Raw genomic sequence first — 17,040 nt, 5'->3', positions numbered from 1 at the left:
ATCGCCAAGGGGGTAACGCAGTGACTGCGCATCATCTGACCATCATGCATTACCCGCCACGCCAGCCTTATCGATGCATGGAGGTGGAATCGCCTAGTTGGGAGGACATTGCCGCCGCGATAAGGCGGATGGACGACAACGAATACCCCGTCGTTCAATTGAGCTGGGAAGACGTGGAAACCTGCTGCGAAGACGAGTCCTCGTTCAATATCTTCGGTGGCGTGGCCTGCGGTTTTGCGCTGTCGGAGATGAACGGCTGGCGGCTGGAAGACCCGAACGGAAGCGACGAAGAGGTTCGTCTCTGGCAAAGCGATCAAGGTTATTTTTGCGAGCGCAAGAACTTGATCGTGGAGATCGAGCTGGTGCTGAAGCTGACCCGGATTTATTTCGAAACCGGTTCCTACGACGAGGTTCGGCGCGCCTGGTCCGAACATCTGGCGCCATGCAAAAGCGCTAACTAGTCGATTTGCCGAGTGTTATTGGGGTTTGCGCGATCTGCATCGCCATCCTGCCCGGTTTATTGGACGGCCAGGTTCAGTGCGCGCCTTCGTCGTGAGTGCCTACGAAAGCGATCAGGTGCATTTCAAAATCTTCGCTGCGTTTGGTCTCTCTGATGGACGCTGCATAAACGCGCCGCAAGGCATTGCTCCCTCGTTCATCCAGCCGTGAACAGAATCCGCTGGATTCGTTTCGAAAGGTGCAGGGTGATGACCTGTGCGAGGGAGCCTAGAATCGATTGGATGGATGCGCTGCGTGGGGCCGCAGCCATACTCGTCCTGATTCGGCATTACTTCAAAATCTCGGCCTTGGGGCCTGTCGCGACCTATATCGACCCGGGCACGATGGGCGTCGTCGCGTTTTTCTGCATCAGCGGCTATGTCATTCCCTGGTCGGTGTTGCGCAAACCGACGACGGTGGGACAGTTCGCGTTGAGTCGCGCGTTCCGACTTTATCCCGCCTATTGGATTTCTCTCGCGTTTGCCGCCCTGGTGTTTCCCCTTGCCACGCATCAGTTGTTGGCGAATATCACCATGGCCCAGCGTTTCATCGGCGTGCCCGATGCCGTCGGCGTCTATTGGACGTTGCAGGTGGAGCTCATCTTCTACGTGCTCATCGCGGGGTTGTTGTTCGCCGGCAAGCTCGCCGATCCGCGCGTCAGTGTCTGGTGCCTGTTGGGTGCATGTGCACTGTCTGTCGTGATGGCGATTCCGCGCGTCGCGCTGTCGGTGAAGACACCCGTCGCGCCGGCTTTCAGCCTGGTGGTGATGTTCGCCAGCTTCGTGCTGTATCAGCACCGGCATGCCGGTTATCTTTCGCCACGGCAGTTGAGGGCCTTGCTGTGCGGGGCGGCGGCGATTCTTACCTGTTGCCTGCTCCTGGCCTACCGCACGGACTGGGGTGCCGGCGAAACGCCGCATCGATTCATCGTGGCCTACCTGGTAGGCATCGGCCTGTTCGCCGCCTTCATGCGCTGCAACATCGACACGCCCGTGCTGCGCTGGCTCGGCCGCATCAGCTATCCGCTTTACCTGATCCACGTGCCGGCGCGCCAGCTCATCGTCGATCTGATGCCGAAACTCGGCGAGACAGCCACCGCGACGCTCGGCATCGTGACCACGCTCATCCTCGCCGCCATCATGCACCGGGTGATCGAAGTGCCGTTCGTCAACGCGGGAAAATCCGTGATCGCCCGATATCAGGCCATGCGCTCCACGGCGAAAGCGGATGCCGTCTGACGGCGTGAAGGGGGAGACGCCGGACGATTTTGCTCTGGCGGACAAGCCGGCCCCAACAGGACAGTGCCGCAGAACGCGCGCCTATTTCTAAGGACAATAGGCCGCGGCGCCACAGTTCGGCTTGACGCGCGCCAGAGCAAAGCCACAATTGCCGGCTACGTTAGTGTCACCGCAGGTGTACAGGGTCTGCGGTGACGAGCGCGCATCGCGTTCGCTGCCTGCCAGCATGCTCAGCAAGGGAAATCATGGAACGAAAGCCGGGGCTGGATCTGCTACGTGCGGTCGCCATCTTGTGGGTGATGCCCTTTCACAGCTACCTGGCCGGCTACACGGGCGGAGGCGTGCTGCGCTGGAGCGGCTGGATGGGCGTGGATCTGTTCTTCGCGCTCTCGGGCTTCCTGATCGGCTCGCAGGTTTTCAACGCGCTTGCCTCGCGCGGCAGGGTCGACTTCGTCGACTTCTATCTCCGGCGCTGCTTTCGGACCTTGCCGGCGTACTTCGTGGTGCTGGCTGTCTATGTCGCGTGGCCTTCGCTGCGCGAAGAGCCGGGCATGATGCCGCTGTGGCAATTCCTTACCTACACGCTGAATCTCTTCATCGACCCCAATCGCGGTGCTTTTTCGCATGCGTGGTCGTTGTGCGTGGAAGAGCAGTTCTATCTGGTGTTTCCGTTGCTTGCCTTGCTGCTGGCGCGCAAAGGTCGGCTGGGGCGCGGCGTGGCCGTTATCGCGGCGCTGATCCTGGGCGGCATCGTGCTTCGCGCGTGGCTCTGGCTGCATGCCGTTGGACCGGTGGAAGCCAAAGGCGGCGATGACGGCGTGACTTACCTGAAACTCCTGTACTACCCCACCTATGCACGCCTCGACGATCTGCTTGGCGGCATTGCGCTGGCCGCCGCGCGCAGCTATCGCACGCGCGGCTGGGCGTGGATCGAACGCAACGCCAACGTCGTGCTGTTGGCCGGCGTGGTGCTCACCGGCCTGTGTATGTGGGGTTTCAACGGGCAGCAACGCTTTGGCTTCGCGGCCAACGTGTTCGGCTACCCGATGCTCGCCCTGGCCATGACGGCACTGGTGGCAGGGGCGGCGGGCCAGCGCAGCGTGCTGTCCCGTATTCGAATTCCGGGCGCGGCGTGGTTTGCGGCGGCATCCTATAGCCTCTACCTGACCCACAAGATGGTCTACGGGCAATTGCACGGGCGTTTTGCGCCGTGGGTCGATGGCCACGGCATCTGGACCGCGTTGATCTACGCGGCAGCCGTACTCGCAACGGGAGCGGCGCTTCACTATCTGGTGGAGCGTCCGTGCCTGCGGCTGCGCGAGCCGGTGCGCCGGATGTGGGCACGGCGGGAAAGTCGGTACGCGACTACGCCGATAGCCTGAGTATCCGCTCCGTTCCACGGCAGTCACCGGCAGCTGGCCGCGGTCCAGCAGGTTGCGAGCGCTGTCCGTTGGCGGACAGCACGATCCGGATGTGGACAATGCGCTAGGGTAACGACAACGAACCGGCCTTGATTCGCGAGGGTTTTTTTACTTGAAGCCGGTTGGCATGCGGCTTGCCACTTGTGGTCGATGCCCATGCACGTTCTGCGCGGGGACCGAACCCATGGAAGAGGCCATTCGCACGTGAATATCTGGCTCGTAGAAATCTGGCGCACCTGGCGTGCCGCCCTGCGCCGGCCCGGCTTCCTGTTGCTGGCTGCCGCTGTACTGGCGCTTGGCGTGGGTTCGGCCAGTGCAGTCTTCACCATGATCGATGGCGTATTGCTGCGCCCCCTGCCCTATGCCCAGCCGCATCGGCTGGTGGCGCTGGGTCCGATGCAGGACGGCGTGGTCCGGCCCGTGTCGCCACAGCAATACCAGCAACTGGGCGATCTGCCTGGCGTGGGTTCGCTAGGTATCTTCATGGGCGAAACAACCGCCGCCAACATTGCCGGCTATGGCGAGCCGATGCAGGTGCCGGCGCTGGAAATGGATCGCGGCGTACTGCCCACGCTGCGCGTACAACCTGCGTTCGGGCGCAATTTCACGGCACAGGAGGATCAGCCGCACGGACCTGCGGCGGTGCTCCTGTATCACGGTTTCTGGCTGCAACGCTTCGGCGGCAATCCGGCGGTGATCGGCCAGACCCTTCAGGTGGAAGGCGTGCCGCACACCATCGTCGGCGTGTTGCCGGCAGGTTTCGACCTGGGGCAGGCGGCGATTGCGCTGCCCATGGCCTTGGTTGCGCACTCGAATGACGATGGCACCAACTACACCGCCGTAGCCAGGCTCGCGTCCGGCTTCACGCCGCAAGCGCTGGGCGCACAAGTGCAAACGCGCCTGCATGCGTTCTACGTTGCGCAAGGCAAGCACGCCTATAACGACAATTTCTGGCATCGGGTGCAATTCGGCGCACAGGACTTCGGTTCGGAAGAACACGCGGGTCAGCAAGCAACCTCGCTGATGTGGCTGGCCTGCGCGGCATTGCTGCTACTGATCGCGATGGTCAACCTCACCAACCTGATGATGCTGCGCACGATGGGGCGGAGCCACGATGCCTCCGTGCGCGGTGCGCTCGGCGCGCCAGCCTGGCGGGTGGCATTGCCCTCGATGGCGGAGGGCCTGCTGATCGGTCTGCTCGGCGTGCTGTTCGGGCAGGCGCTGGCTGCGTTGGCGTTGTGGGCGTTGCACACGTGGATGCCGGTCGACTGGATGTCGGTGGAATGGATGCGTCCCGGCGGCCTCAGCATGGGCTGGGCCGCTTGGGCTCTGGCGATGGCGGTCGGCCTGTTCGGCGCACTGGTCGCCACCGTGCTGGGTTTGTGGCGCGGTCATGCCGCCTTGTCGATGGACAGCCTGCGCGAAGGCGGCCGCAGCGGGCCGGGACACCGCAGCGGTTTGCTGGGCAAGGTGCTGGTGATCGCCCAGGTGGCGCTCGCCTCGCTGCTGCTGTGTGCGGCGGGTGTGTTCCTGCACAGTTTGCTGATGGCGTCCAAAGTCGATCTGGGTTTCGACGCGCGCGGCGTACTCACCTTCGAACTGGCACCGGTCAAGGCCACGTATCCGGACGCGGTCTCGGTCCAGCGGCTGTCGCAAAGCGTGGTCGATCGCCTGCGACAGATCCCCGGCGTACGCCACGCAGCCGCCGGTACCAATCTGCCGGCGGGCGGCTTGACGGGCCAGTGGAATGTCGGCGCCCTGCACCTGCCGCGCGGCGAGAATTTCAGCGCGCAGTTCCATGCGGTAGACCCCGGCTTCTTCCAGGTCTTCGATATCTCCCTTCGCCAGGGCCGCGTGTTCGCAACGACCGACGTGCGCGGCGGCGAGGCGGTGGCCATCGTCAATCGCGCTTTCGCCGACGAATATTACGCAGGCCATGCCTTGGGCCAGACGATCCAGCAGGGCTCGGGCGCTGGCATGCTTTCGGCGCGCATCGTGGGTGTGGTCGCGGACACGTATCAGTTCGGGCCCGTAGATCCCGACTCGATCCAGCCCATTCTTTACCTGCCGCTGGCGCAGATGCCCGACGACGCCCTGAGCATGTTCCGCGCGTACGAACCGATGCGTTTTGCGCTCAAGGTGAGTGGCGAACCGGAAGGCTATCGTGCAGCGGTCGAGCGGGCGGTGGCCGAAGTGGCGCCCAACCAGCCGATCAGCCACGTGTACAGCATGGCCTACGTCGTGCACGACACCACCACCGACATCGAATTCAATCTGATGTTGATCGGCTTGCTCGGCGGCCTGGCCCTGCTGCTCGCCGGCGTGGGCATGTATGCGGTGATGGCGGTGGCGGTTGCCGCGCGCGAACGCGAATTCGGCGTACGTGCCGCGCTGGGTGCGTCGCCGCTTCGCTTGCTGCTGCTGGTGTTGAGCGGCGGCCTGATGCAGATCGTGCTGGGCTTGATAGTAGGCATGGCGTTGGGCGCGGCCGGATCGAAGGTGCTGCGCGCGGTTGTCGTGCAACTGGGCCGCAGCGTGTTCGATCCGTGGGCGATGCTGGTCGCCTGCGCGGTGCTTGCCGGTGCCGGCGTGCTGGCGTGCCTGGTGCCGGCGGTGCGCGCCGGGCGTACGCCGCCGATGCGCGCTCTGCTTGGGGAATGAATCCTCGCGTGGAGCCTATGCCACCTGAACCCTCGTTCGTAGACAACAGGATTTAAAGCGTGAACGGATATCGCTGCATCTTCAAAGTTACGTTGGCTCTTTGCACGACATTCCTGGCCATGGCACCCGCCGCCGCCTCCGACCTGCTTCCGACATCCGACTATCTGCATCCGCAAAAGCGCGTGCAGGTTGCGCCAGGACGGCAGCTCAATCTTTACTGCATCGGCGAAGGCGAGCCGACGGTATTGTTCGAATCCGGCCTCGGTGACGGCACCCTGGCGTGGCGTGCGGTGCAGGGAGAAGTCGCCAAGACAACTCGCGCGTGCTCCTATGATCGCGCCAACTATTTTTTCAGCGACCCCGTCGACCGCAAAGCGACTGCGTAGGCGGCCGTGGACGACATGCTGGCGCTGATCGACCACGCTCAGCTCGGCAGTCGCGTGATTGTCGTCGGCCATTCGCGCGGCGGTTTGAATGCGCGCCTTTTCACCTATCAGCACACCGATCGCGTGGCGGGGATGGTGTTGGTGGATCCGTCCGTTACGGAGAAGTTGTCGCCGGCGACGACGCTCAACTATGTCCGTACGTACGAACGGTACCTTGGCCGCGGCCAGCAAATGCAGGATTGCCAGCGCGCCGCCTTGCAGCACGCGTTGCAGTCCGAGGCGGCAGACCCGTTGAAGTGCCTGGACGATTTCGATACGCAAGGAGACCCGCGCGAGGAGGCGCTGGCGCACGCGATGCGGTCGATGGAGACACGGCCTTCCTACCAGGCAACGCTGTTCTCGGAACGGCAAAACCTGTTCTACCCCATCGACGACCAGGGCGATTCGACCGATGGACGGAGCATCGCCCAGGCAGATCACTCGCTTGGCAACCTGCCGCTGGTGGTCATCCTGGCGGATTGGTTCAAGGCGTCTTCGTTCAAGGGAAAGCCGACCGCTGAGCAGGCTCGGTTTATCGTCTGGAATACGCAGCAAATGCAGCGCATTGTCCACGAGTCGACGCGTGGTTCGCTGGTCGAAGTGGCGGCCCGCCACTATGTGCAGAAGGAGCGGCCCGACGTGGTGATCGACGCCATCCGGCACGTGATCGAGCTGGCGCGAAGCTCCGCTGCGGATCAGGGGCAATCGACACCCTAGTGGGCACACTCAGAGGTGTCGAAATGGATCGGCCTGATTCGTCGCCATGGAGACTGCACAACTTTAAGGGACCGCGCGATGAGCATCGTCATTACCGCCTTTGAACGTTCGCCCGACGGCGGCATGGGCCTGGCACGCGATACGCGCGTTCGCTGGGCGCTGGAGGAAGCCGGCCAGCCCTACGAGGTCCGGCTCGTTTCCCGCAGTGCGATGAAGGAACCGGCGCATCTTGCCGTGCATCCGTTCGGCCAGATTCCAACCTATGAGGAAGGCGATCTGGCTTTGTTCGAAAGCGGCGCGATCATCTTTCACATCGCCGAGCGTCACGCGGGCCTGCTGCCGCAAGACGGCAATGCCCGCGCCCGCGCGATCACCTGGATGTTCGCCGCGCTGAACACGGTGGAGCCGCCGATCCTCGAATTGGTCACCGTCAGGTTCGTTGAAGGGGACAAGCCCTGGGCGAAGGAACGCATGCCGCTGGTGGTGGAGCGCATTCGCAGCCGGCTGCACCAGCTTTCCGCACGCCTGGGCGATGCCGAATGGCTCGATGGTGCGTTCAGTGCCGGCGACCTGATGATGGCCTCGGTGCTGCTCAGGCTGAAACCGTCGGGCATCATCAACGAGTTTCCGAGTCTGGCTGCCTATGTCGCCCGTGCCGAAGCAAGGCCAGCCTACCAGCGCGCTTTCGCTGCCCAGCTGGCAATCAACGCCGCCCCGCTTCCGGCCAGTTGATCGGGCAGGCAAACGTTGTAGCACCTAGTGCTAACAGGCCCTAGCCAGGGGAATGCCACCCGTTTGCCAGACGCAGCAGGTAGCATGCGCCAACTCCCTGACCAGGCTCTCGCGCGTGGACGACTTTCGCTTGCCGCCGTCGCAGTCGACCCCACGGCCTGGAGACCGGCACGTGCCGCGTCGCAGTCGGTACGCAGTGCGACTTGCTCTGGCCTTGTTGCTGTTGCCATGGGTTGCGCAGGCGGCGGATATTCCGCCGTTCCCTTCCGCCGGTGCTTTGCCGCTAGGGACGCCTCGGCAGCTGGCGGGCGGCAAGCTGCAGTGGGTGGCTGCGGAATCGACCGATAACATCATCAGCCTGTGTGCCGAGGACAACCAGCTGGCGCTGCGCAGCTGGGACCCCGCCACGGGTGCGACTAGCGTTCAACCACTCGGTTTCCGTGGCACCGTCGAAGACCAGATACCAGTTGTCGGCGGTACCGTATTTTTGTGGGACCAATCGAACTGCGGCGCCAAGCATTGGGTTACCGCCGATACGTGGACGATTGGCTGGCTTACGCCGCAAGGCCTGGGCAGCGTCGTCATCCCGACCCCCGACGACGTGCGCACGATACGCATGGTCGCCTTGTCCGACGATACGGTTTTCATCCTGGAGCGCTCGCCCAAGCGTGGTCGCCTCGGCGGCTACCTGGCCCGTCTCAAAGGGTCGCAGGTTGCGTTGGAACCCATGCCGGAGTTGCCGGTTGCACACTCGGGGTATGCCCTGGTGGCGCTGGATGATCATCGCGTCATGCTCCTGGGCGGTTCCAGCTCGATAGATTACGGCTGCTACGGTGTCCATGATTGCCTGGCATCGACTCACATTCTGGACGTACGCAGCAAATCGTGGAGCAACGGTCCGGATCTGCTGCAGCCCAGGGCCGGGGGAGCTGCTTTTCGTCTGCCCGATGGTTCCGTGTTGGTGGCGGGCGGCTGGACGCCGACCGATCGCTTGGGCGTGGGCCCTTCGCGTTCCGCAGAACGGTGGGACCCTGGCCGCAATGCGTTCGAAGCGTTGCCGCCCATGCCTGCTGCCACGGCGTTTGCAAAGGGCAGTTGGCTGCCAGGCTACGAGGGGCGCATCGTGCTGTTCGGGCGAGGCATCAGTGCCCATCTTCCCGCGTTCGACGTAGCGACGCGTACGTGGTTTGACGCCGGCGCGTGGGAGAGGGGCGATCAGCTCGGCGCTTCGGGCTTTTTCCCTTTCCAGCTCGAAGGCCGTTTTTACGCCTGGCACTGGCATCTGTCTTCGCCCGATGATCCGCCCGGGCTCGCATCGCTGCGTTTTCCAGGCGATATCGTGCCGCTGCCAAAGCGCGACGGGAATGCAGGTACGATCGCTACGAATCGCGAGATGAGCGAAACGGCGTTCCTTCCGCCCACGCAGAAGCAACCGGCACTGTTGGTCGGCGGCACGGCGAACACCGGTGGCAACTATTTTGTGTATGCGGGAACGGTGGAAGGCGTAACGCCTTCGGGCGACCTGCTCGCACTGCCCACCCTGCATGACGCGCGCAGCAGGCCTCGCGTTTTCCGGATCGGCGAGAGCGTTTTGGTGGTTGGTGGAAAATTGCCGACCGCTGGGCGTGACGCACCGTCTCCCCCTGCGGAGTGGTTGTCATCCACGCGGCGTGGCCTGCACGTGCAGTGGCAGGTGCTGTCCGAACTCAAGCTCGATGCGGATGACATCGTCGGGCAGGGCCGCGACGGCCGGTTGTTCGTGCTGGGGCAAGGCGGCGACATCGATCAGCTTCTGGTGCAAGTGAAGAACGATGTTCCGCATTTCACCCGACACCGCTGGCTGCACCTCAAGCGCGCCCGGCGCAACGGGACATACACGAACATCCGCGTGCGTGAACTTGCCGATGGGCAAGTGGTCGTGGCCGGTGGCGAAGTGCAAGGCAAGGGTGGGAATGCCGATGATTTCGCGCTGGCGCAAACGGTCGAGATCTACACGCCTGCCACGCATCGCTGGACCGAATCGGCACCCTCTCCTACCCCGGGTGGCTGGCCGGTGATTGGCGAAGATGGCAGCGTGATCGAGGTCCACGTGGGCGACCAGAACCATCCGCGCATTCGCATTGAATATTTCAATCCGTCATCGCATCGCTGGGCCGTAGGTGCCGGTCCGCAGCCGGGGTTTCGTTTCCCGGGGGGCTTCGGCGGGTGGTGGTTCGAATTGCAGGGCAGCGTGTATCTGACCGGCGACACCGACGAGCCGCCGGGCCCGAAAGGGCTCTATGTGCATCCGCGCGGACTGCAGCGATTCGATCCCGCTACGGGGCAGTGGAGCTGGTTCTGGAGAGACCCGCAAGGGCAGTTCATCCAGCACTATCAAGGCTTGCTGATCAGCCGTACCGTGGGTGGCGAGGAGCAGATGTTTCCGGCGGGCGAGGTCGGTTGCGTTCTGTCCGATTCGACGTGCGCGCCATGAGTGTGAGGAGGGGTGAGTGCTCGCGTATTACTTCTCGGAAGCCATTCGAGCCCTCAAGCACAACGTCGGGCTGACCATATTGATGGTGTTGGTGATCGGTTTCGGCGTAGGCGCCTCGACCACCACCTATGCCGTCTTTCGCGCCGTCTCCGGCGATCCGATTCCGTGGAAGTCGGCGCACCTGTTCGTGCCGCAGATCGATCCTTGGGGGCCGGTGCATGCCATTCGCCGTGCCGGCGAGCCGCCGGATGCGCTGACGTATCTGGATGCCACCCGCTTCATGCAGGATCACCGCGCGCGGTTCCAATCCGCCATCTATGCCATCACGCCGCTGGTAGCGCCGGCCGACGGCATCCACCACCCGTTCAATGCAAACGGCCACGCGGTTTATGGGGAATTCTTTTCCATGCTGGATGTTCCATTCCGCTATGGCAGCGGATGGAATGCACAGAGCGATACGCAGCGCGCAGCCGTTGTCGTCATAAGCGACAAGCTCAATCAGAAGCTGTTCGGCGGCGGCAACAGCGTGGGCAAGGTGCTTAACCTGCAAGGCAAAGACTTCCGCATCGTAGGTGTGCTCGATCACTGGAATCCGCAGCCGCGCTACTACGACATCATGGATACCGGCACCGGCGGCTTTACCGGGCAGGGCGACGACGTCTTCATGCCGTTCACGACGGCGATCGATACCTCGATCGAGAACGACGGTTTCACCATGTGCGCCGAACGGCCGTCATCGCAAACCTTCGCAGGTACTCGGTCTTCCAGTTGCGTGTGGGTTGCCTACCTGGTCGAACTGGACAGCGCGGAACAGATATCGGCCTACCAGCGCTACTTGCTCGACTACGCCCGCGACCAGCAGCGGGCAGGGCGCTTCGCCTGGTCTCCCAATGTGCGCTTGCGCAGCCTGATGGGCTGGCTCGATTACCATCACGTAGTGCCCAGCGACACACGCTTGTCGTTCCTGGTGGCGCTGGGTTTGCTGATCGTGTGCCTGGCCAATTCGGCGGGCGTGATGCTTGGCCGCTTCCTGCGCCGCGAACGCGAGATTGGCGTGCGGCGAATGCTTGGTGCGCCCCGTTCGGCGATTTACCTGCCGTGCTTCGTGGAAGCGGGGCTGGTGGGACTGGCCGGGGGCCTTGCGGGTGTGATGCTGGCATGCGCCGGCCTGCAGGTGCTGGATTGGGTATTGCCCAGAAATATCGCCGTATTGGCGCATCTGGATGTCTCCTTGCTGCTGCTGGCGGTCGCAGCCGCCATGCTCGGTGCGTGGCTCGCGGCGCTTTATCCGGCCCTGCGCGTGGCGCGCGCACAGCTTGCCGGGCGCGCGACGACTCTTCGCGCATCGGCAAGGTTCAAGCTGAGTTTGCCGCCTCTGCTCTCGGTGCTGCATCGGCACAAGATGAGCGTGTCGCTGATCGTGTTGCAGGTGGCCTTGAGCCTGGCGATCGTGGCCAATGCACTGTTTGTCATCGAGCAGCGCGTCGATCGGGTGCGGCAGCCGAGCGGGCTGGACGAGCAGAATCTGTTCCTGCTGACGCAGCAATGGATCGGCATATCCGATGCGGATTCGCCATCGGGCCAAAGCCGGCTCGACAGCCTGCTTCAGGCGGATCTTCGCACCTTGCGCAGCCTCCCCGACGTGCAGGCCGTGACATCCATCAGCGCGTTGCCGTTGACCGGCCCCTCTTCGAATGTCTATCTCAACCTCAAGCCGATGCAGCCGCACGGCGAGGCGTTTGCCGGCTTGTATGCCGTCGACGAATCGTCGTTGAAGACGTTGGGTGTCCGCCTGCTCGAAGGGCGGGATTTTTCGGCGGCCGATGTGAAGTTCGATACCCCCTCGCAGCCCTTCGTCATCGTGACGCGCCCTTTGGCGGACAAGTTGTTCCCCGCGGGCGATGCGCTCGGCAAAACCGTTTATCTCGATGGCGGCAACCTGCCGAGCAGCATCGTTGGCATCGTCGATCGCCTGCACGTGTCTTCTGTTTATGGACAGGAAGCCAGTTCGCCCTGGTACTCGGTGATGACGCCGGTGCACGTGCCATCGGCTGCCACGCTCTATGCGGTTCGCGCCAGGCCGGGTCGCCTCGCAGCAGCCATGGCCGCGGCGAAGCCCGCGTTGTATGCCGCCAACGCCGCGCGGGTGATGGATGAGGACAGCTTGAAGAGCTTTGCAAGCATTCGTGCCGAGGCCTACCGCGCCGACATCGGCACAGCCTCGTTGATGGGAGTCATCAGCCTCTTGCTGCTGATCGTTACCGGGGCTGGCATTGCCGGCTTGAGCCAGGCCTGGGTCAGCGAACGGCGCCGGCAGATCGGCATACGCCGTGCGCTCGGTGCCCGCCGGCGCGACATTTTTCAGTATTTCCAACTGGAAAACGTGGTCATGGTGGGGAGCGGTGCCGCTGTTGGGCTGGGTGTCGCCTACGGCCTCAACAGGTTGTTGATGCACTATTTTGAAATGGAGACCTTGCCCGTCGCCTATGTGCTGGCGGGTGCCTTCGTGGTGATGGCCATCGGCCAGTGCGCCGTGTTCGTGCCGGCGCGACAGGCCTCCCGCGTGCCGCCGGCCACGGCCACGCGTTAGCGGCCAAGGCTGACCGGTTTGGTCACACGCCCCTGCGCGGCACATCGCCGCCGACACGGCATGCCCTTCACGGTTGCCTGAGGGGCGGATCGGTATAGGTGCCGGAACTTGGGGGCGGCACCCCAAGAACTTGGGGTTGCCTGACTGCCGGGGGGCGCACAGGCTAAGGATGGTGTGGTTCGAACAGCCGTCACCTTCGATGGCGGGTGGTTCGCAGCATCGTGCCCGGATGGCGGCCGACCTCGAAAAATTGCAGCGGTCCGCACCCCCGGATAGCCAAGCACTATCACAAGATTTCATGTCAAGAGCGTGACGGGCATCACAATATAGGCCATGCTTGGAGCGGGTTATGCATGGTTTGGCACGTACCGAGCGTGGGCGGGGCCACGAGCCGTAAGGGGACAAAGGGGGCGGTTATGGGTAATCCTGCCAATGGGGCGACGCTGCTGACCGTGGCGTATTGGGTGGCAATCCTCACCCTGGTGCTCGCCTTCAGCCTGTTAACGGTCATCGTTTTGATGCGGGCGCGTTCGCAACGGCGCGAACTGCGCGACAAGCGCGCGCAGCGGCACTGGTTGCAGGTGATGCAGCACGCCCTGGCCGGCGAAGAGGTGCAGGTGCCCTCGTTGCGGCGCGACGAAGTCGCCGGCTTTATCGAAGCCTGGAACGCCACCCACGAAACATTGGGCCACGCGGACCTGGCGCCGCTGCTGTCGCTCGGCCATCACGTGGGCCTGGTGGATGCCGCGCGGCGCATGCTGCAGGGCAACTATCACGATCGCGCGATGGCCATCGTGGCGCTTGGACACTTGCGCGACCGCAGCGTGTTCGAAGAGCTGGTGCCGTTCCTCAACGACCGCAGCCCGATCGTTTCGCTGTGCGCGGCCTATGCGCTGGGGCAGGTGGATCCGCCCGAGGCGATGGCGATGTTCGTGCCGATGATCCTGGAGCGTGACGACTGGATGCCCGGCAACGTCGCCCGCATCCTGGCGCGCAACGAAGACGGCAGTGCGGTGCGCGAACTGGACAACGCACTGTTGCGTGCGAACACCACCACCATGCTGAAACTGGTGCGCTTCCTGGTCGACATCGATCCGCAGCGCGCCGCCGGAGTGATCCGGCAACTGCTCGACAGCCCGGTAGACGACCACGCCATCTCGATCTGCCTGCAACTGGTGAGCGACAAGCAGGATCGCGAGCGGGTGGCCGGCTTTCTGAGTGCAGCGCGCTGGCACGTGCGCATGCACGCGGCGTCGGCATTGGGCCGCATCGGCGAAGCATCCGACAGCCTGCGGCTGGAACCGATGCTGGCCGACAAGGTGTGGTGGGTTCGCTATCGCGCCGCGCAGGCGCTGCTGGCGCTGCCGGGCATGGGGGCGGCTGCATTGCGCGAGGTGCAGCAGCGCCAGAGCGATGCCTACGGCCGGGACATCATCGACCAAGTGCTTTCCGAGCACGACATGGGGGCCGCGGCATGAACACCTACTGGAATGCGTTCGTGACCGCCTTGCAGAGCGGTCCATGGGAGCATGCGCTGGCGTCCATCCAATGGATCTTCATGATCTATTTCGTGGCGATCAACCTGGTCTACCTGCTTCTCAACTACATCTCCGCCTACCAGATCGTGCGCTACATGCGCGAATACCGGGCCAACTACCTGCCGCCCGGCCTGCGCGAATACCAGCCGCCGGTAAGCATCGTGTTGCCCGCGCACAACGAAGAGAAATCGGTGGTGGCGTCGGTGCATTCGCTGCTCAAGACCAACTATCCCGAATTCGAGATCGTGGTGGTCAACGATGGCTCCAGCGACCGCACCTGCGAGGCGCTGATCGAGGCGTTCGGCCTGGTTAAAGTGCCCGAAGCCTACCGTGCCCGCCTGCATACCGCGCAAGTGAAAGGCGTGTACGCCTCGGCGCGCTACCCGCACGTGCGCATGGTGGACAAGGTCAATGGCGGCAAGTCCGATGCGATCAATGCCGGCATCAACTGCGTGCGCTATCCGCTGTACTGCGTCATCGACGCCGATTGCATCCTGCAGCCGGACAGCCTTTCGCGTGCGGTGCGCCCGTTCCTGGAAGACCGGCGCGTGGTCGCCAGCGGCGGCGTGCTGCGCGTGCTCAACGGCTGCAAGGTGGCCAACGGCATGCTGGCCAAGGTGGGCCTGCCCGATCGCTGGCTGCCCGGCTTCCAGGTGATCGAATACCTGCGTGCGTTCCTGTTTGGGCGCATGGGCTGGTCGCCGATGAATGCGCTGCTGATCATCTCAGGCGCCTTCGGCGTGTTCTACAAGGAACGCGTGATCGCCATCGGCGGTTATCGCGACGATACCGTGGGCGAGGACATGGACCTGGTGGTGCGCCTGCACCGCAACCTGCGCAAGGAAAAACGCGACTACCGCATCGTGTTCGTGCCCGATCCGGTGTGCTGGACCGAAGTGCCCACCGACATTTCCTCGCTCGCCCACCAGCGCGTGCGCTGGCAGCGCGGACTGGCCGAAAGCCTGTGGTCGAACATCGGCCTGATGTTCAACCGGCGCGGCGGTGCGGCCGGCTGGGTGGCATTTCCGTTCATGCTGATATTCGAGTTCTTCGGGCCGGTGATCGAAGTGGTCGGCTACTTTTCGATGATCGTGCTGGCCCTGCTCGGCCTGGTGCCGCTGAAAGCCTTCCTGATTTTCCTGGCGGCGGCGGTGGGCATGGGCGTGCTGCTGTCGGTCAACGCGATGCTGCTGGAGGAACTGTCCTTCGGCCTGTATGCGCGGCCCGCGCAGCAGTTCCGCCTGTTTGCCGTAGCGGTGCTGGAAAACTTCGGCTACCGCCAGATGATTTCACTGTGGCGCTTCTACGGCACCTTGCTGTGGTTGTTGGGGCTGCGCAAGCACCATCGATGGGGACACATTTCCCGCGACGGTTCGTGGCAGCAAGAGCATGCAGATGGCGAAGCGATGCCCGCCGATCCGGTCGCCGACAGGAGCAGCCACCCATGAAAACCAGGAATTCATCCGTGGTCATACAACGGCAGCCATGGCAGATGTCCTGTCTGCGCTGGTCCCTGTTGCTCGCCTTGACGGCCGCTTCGCCCTGCTTGCTGGCGCAGACCGCCGCCCCCGATTCGCTCACCGCGCAAATGGTGCAGATCCGCCAACTTGCGACCAGCGGCCAACGGCAGCAGGCCATCCAGGCGTACACCGCCTTGCTGGCCCAGCATCCCGGCAACGGCGACCTGCTGCTGGCGCGCGGACGCACCTACGCCTGGGACGGGCAATACACCGCCGCCGAAAGCGATATCCGCCAAGTGGTGCAGCACAGTCCGGACTACGCCGATGCATGGTCGGCGCTGGGCGACACCTATCGCTGGGCCGGCGATTCGCGACAAGCCGTGGATGCGTATTCGCACTGGGTAGCCCTGGCGCCGCGCGATCCGAATGCGTACATCGCACGCGGTCGTGCGCAGCGCGACCTGGGTCAGCTCGCCGCTGCCCGCGCCGATTTCGACACCGCCGGAACCTTGGGCGCCAACCCCGCCGAAGTCACCGATCTGCGTGAAAGCCTGATGCCGCGTGCGGCCAGCAGCTACGGCGCGGGTTACAACTGGGGCGCGAGCCTCAGCTGGGACCACACCGGCTTCACCGGCGGCCAGCAAGGCTGGAACGACTGGGACCTGTCGTTGCGCCACTACTTCACCGAGGGTTCGCTCGCGGTGGAAATGCTGCGCTCCGACCACTACGGCATCAACGACAACGCCTGGGCCCTGGATGGCTACGTGCCGCTGTGGTCGCGTGCTTACGCCAACCTGCGTTACCAGGAAGGTCCCAGCTCCGGCATCCTGCCGAAGCAGGAATGGCGCGCGGAAGTTTTCCAGGGCGTCGGCCATGGCTGGGAACTGTCGGCCAGCATCGATCATCTGCGCTTCTCCAGCGACACCCAGTTCTACGGCATCGGCATCGGCCGCTACTGGGGCAACTGGTACGCGCGCTACAAGCTGCAATACGTACCGGGTGTGGGTTCCGGCAGCTGGAGCAACCGCTTCCTGTTGCGCAACTACTACCGCGGCGATGCGTACGACTATTGGGAAGTCAGCGTCAGCAACGGCCGCAGCACCGATCTGAACCGCTTCGGCACGCAGGTGATCGACAACAACGCCGCCTTCGGCGTGGCCTGGACGCACTACCTGACGCACCGCTGGGGCTTCAAGGTCAGTGCCGGCTACGGCCTGGGCAGCGACGTGCCCGATGTCAACGAGCAGATCCTGTCGCTGACCTTGTACACGCTGTGGTGAGGGTGTC

At 63.8% G+C, this 17,040-nt stretch carries 12 protein-coding genes; all 12 read left to right on the top strand.

Translation table 11 applies throughout. The features are described 5' to 3' along the window. The first annotated feature begins 20 nt into the window (after positions 1–20). The 12 genes from ISS99_RS08165 (at position 21) to ISS99_RS08105 (ending at position 17,033) form a co-directional block, all read left to right on the top strand. Positions 21–461 (top strand): hypothetical protein, encoded by a 441-nt coding sequence (locus tag ISS99_RS08165; protein WP_204631119.1) that lies wholly within the window; start codon positions 21–23, stop codon positions 459–461. Between the two features lie 279 nt (positions 462–740). Then, positions 741–1,736, top strand: a complete 996-nt coding sequence (locus tag ISS99_RS08160; RefSeq protein ID WP_204631118.1) for an acyltransferase family protein — start codon at positions 741–743, stop codon at positions 1,734–1,736. A 245-nt stretch (positions 1,737–1,981) separates the two neighbouring features. Beyond that, positions 1,982–3,118, top strand: coding sequence for an acyltransferase family protein (locus ISS99_RS08155; protein ID WP_204631117.1), 1,137 nt, complete (start codon positions 1,982–1,984; stop codon positions 3,116–3,118). Positions 3,119–3,361: 243 nt separating this feature from the next. Beyond that, a complete protein-coding gene (locus ISS99_RS08150) occupies positions 3,362–5,818 on the top strand; it encodes an ABC transporter permease (RefSeq protein ID WP_204631116.1) in 2,457 nt (818 codons plus the stop codon). Between the two features lie 59 nt (positions 5,819–5,877). After that, on the top strand, positions 5,878–6,204 hold the full coding sequence (locus ISS99_RS08145) for a hypothetical protein (RefSeq protein WP_204631115.1): 327 nt from the start codon (positions 5,878–5,880) through the stop codon (positions 6,202–6,204). Positions 6,205–6,219: 15 nt separating this feature from the next. Then, positions 6,220–6,960, top strand: coding sequence for an alpha/beta fold hydrolase (locus ISS99_RS08140; protein WP_239537843.1), 741 nt, complete (start codon positions 6,220–6,222; stop codon positions 6,958–6,960). A 78-nt stretch (positions 6,961–7,038) separates the two neighbouring features. After that, positions 7,039–7,692 carry a glutathione S-transferase family protein gene (locus ISS99_RS08135; RefSeq protein ID WP_204631113.1) on the top strand — a complete coding sequence of 218 codons (654 nt, stop codon included), beginning with the start codon at positions 7,039–7,041 and terminating at the stop codon, positions 7,690–7,692. Positions 7,693–7,864: 172 nt separating this feature from the next. Further along, positions 7,865–10,165, top strand: coding sequence for a Kelch repeat-containing protein (locus tag ISS99_RS08130; RefSeq protein ID WP_204631112.1), 2,301 nt, complete (start codon positions 7,865–7,867; stop codon positions 10,163–10,165). Between the two features lie 16 nt (positions 10,166–10,181). Continuing rightward, positions 10,182–12,755, top strand: a complete 2,574-nt coding sequence (locus tag ISS99_RS23650) for an ABC transporter permease (protein ID WP_306482340.1) — start codon at positions 10,182–10,184, stop codon at positions 12,753–12,755. A gap of 416 nt (positions 12,756–13,171) precedes the next feature. Then, positions 13,172–14,233, top strand: coding sequence for a HEAT repeat domain-containing protein (locus ISS99_RS08115; protein WP_204631111.1), 1,062 nt, complete (start codon positions 13,172–13,174; stop codon positions 14,231–14,233). Beyond that, positions 14,230–15,741, top strand: coding sequence for a glycosyltransferase family 2 protein (locus tag ISS99_RS08110; protein ID WP_204631110.1), 1,512 nt, complete (start codon positions 14,230–14,232; stop codon positions 15,739–15,741). Before ISS99_RS08115 ends, ISS99_RS08110 begins: the two co-directional genes overlap by 4 nt. Then, entirely contained in the window at positions 15,738–17,033 is a 1,296-nt protein-coding gene (locus tag ISS99_RS08105; protein ID WP_204631109.1) for a YaiO family outer membrane beta-barrel protein, read from the top strand. Before ISS99_RS08110 ends, ISS99_RS08105 begins: the two co-directional genes overlap by 4 nt. The last annotated feature ends 7 nt before the right edge of the window (positions 17,034–17,040 follow it).

The organism is Dyella mobilis (assembly GCF_016904945.1).
In the GTDB taxonomy this organism is placed as follows: Bacteria; Pseudomonadota; Gammaproteobacteria; order Xanthomonadales; family Rhodanobacteraceae; genus Dyella_B; species Dyella_B mobilis.
This window is presented reverse-complemented; position numbering and strand designations above follow the sequence as displayed.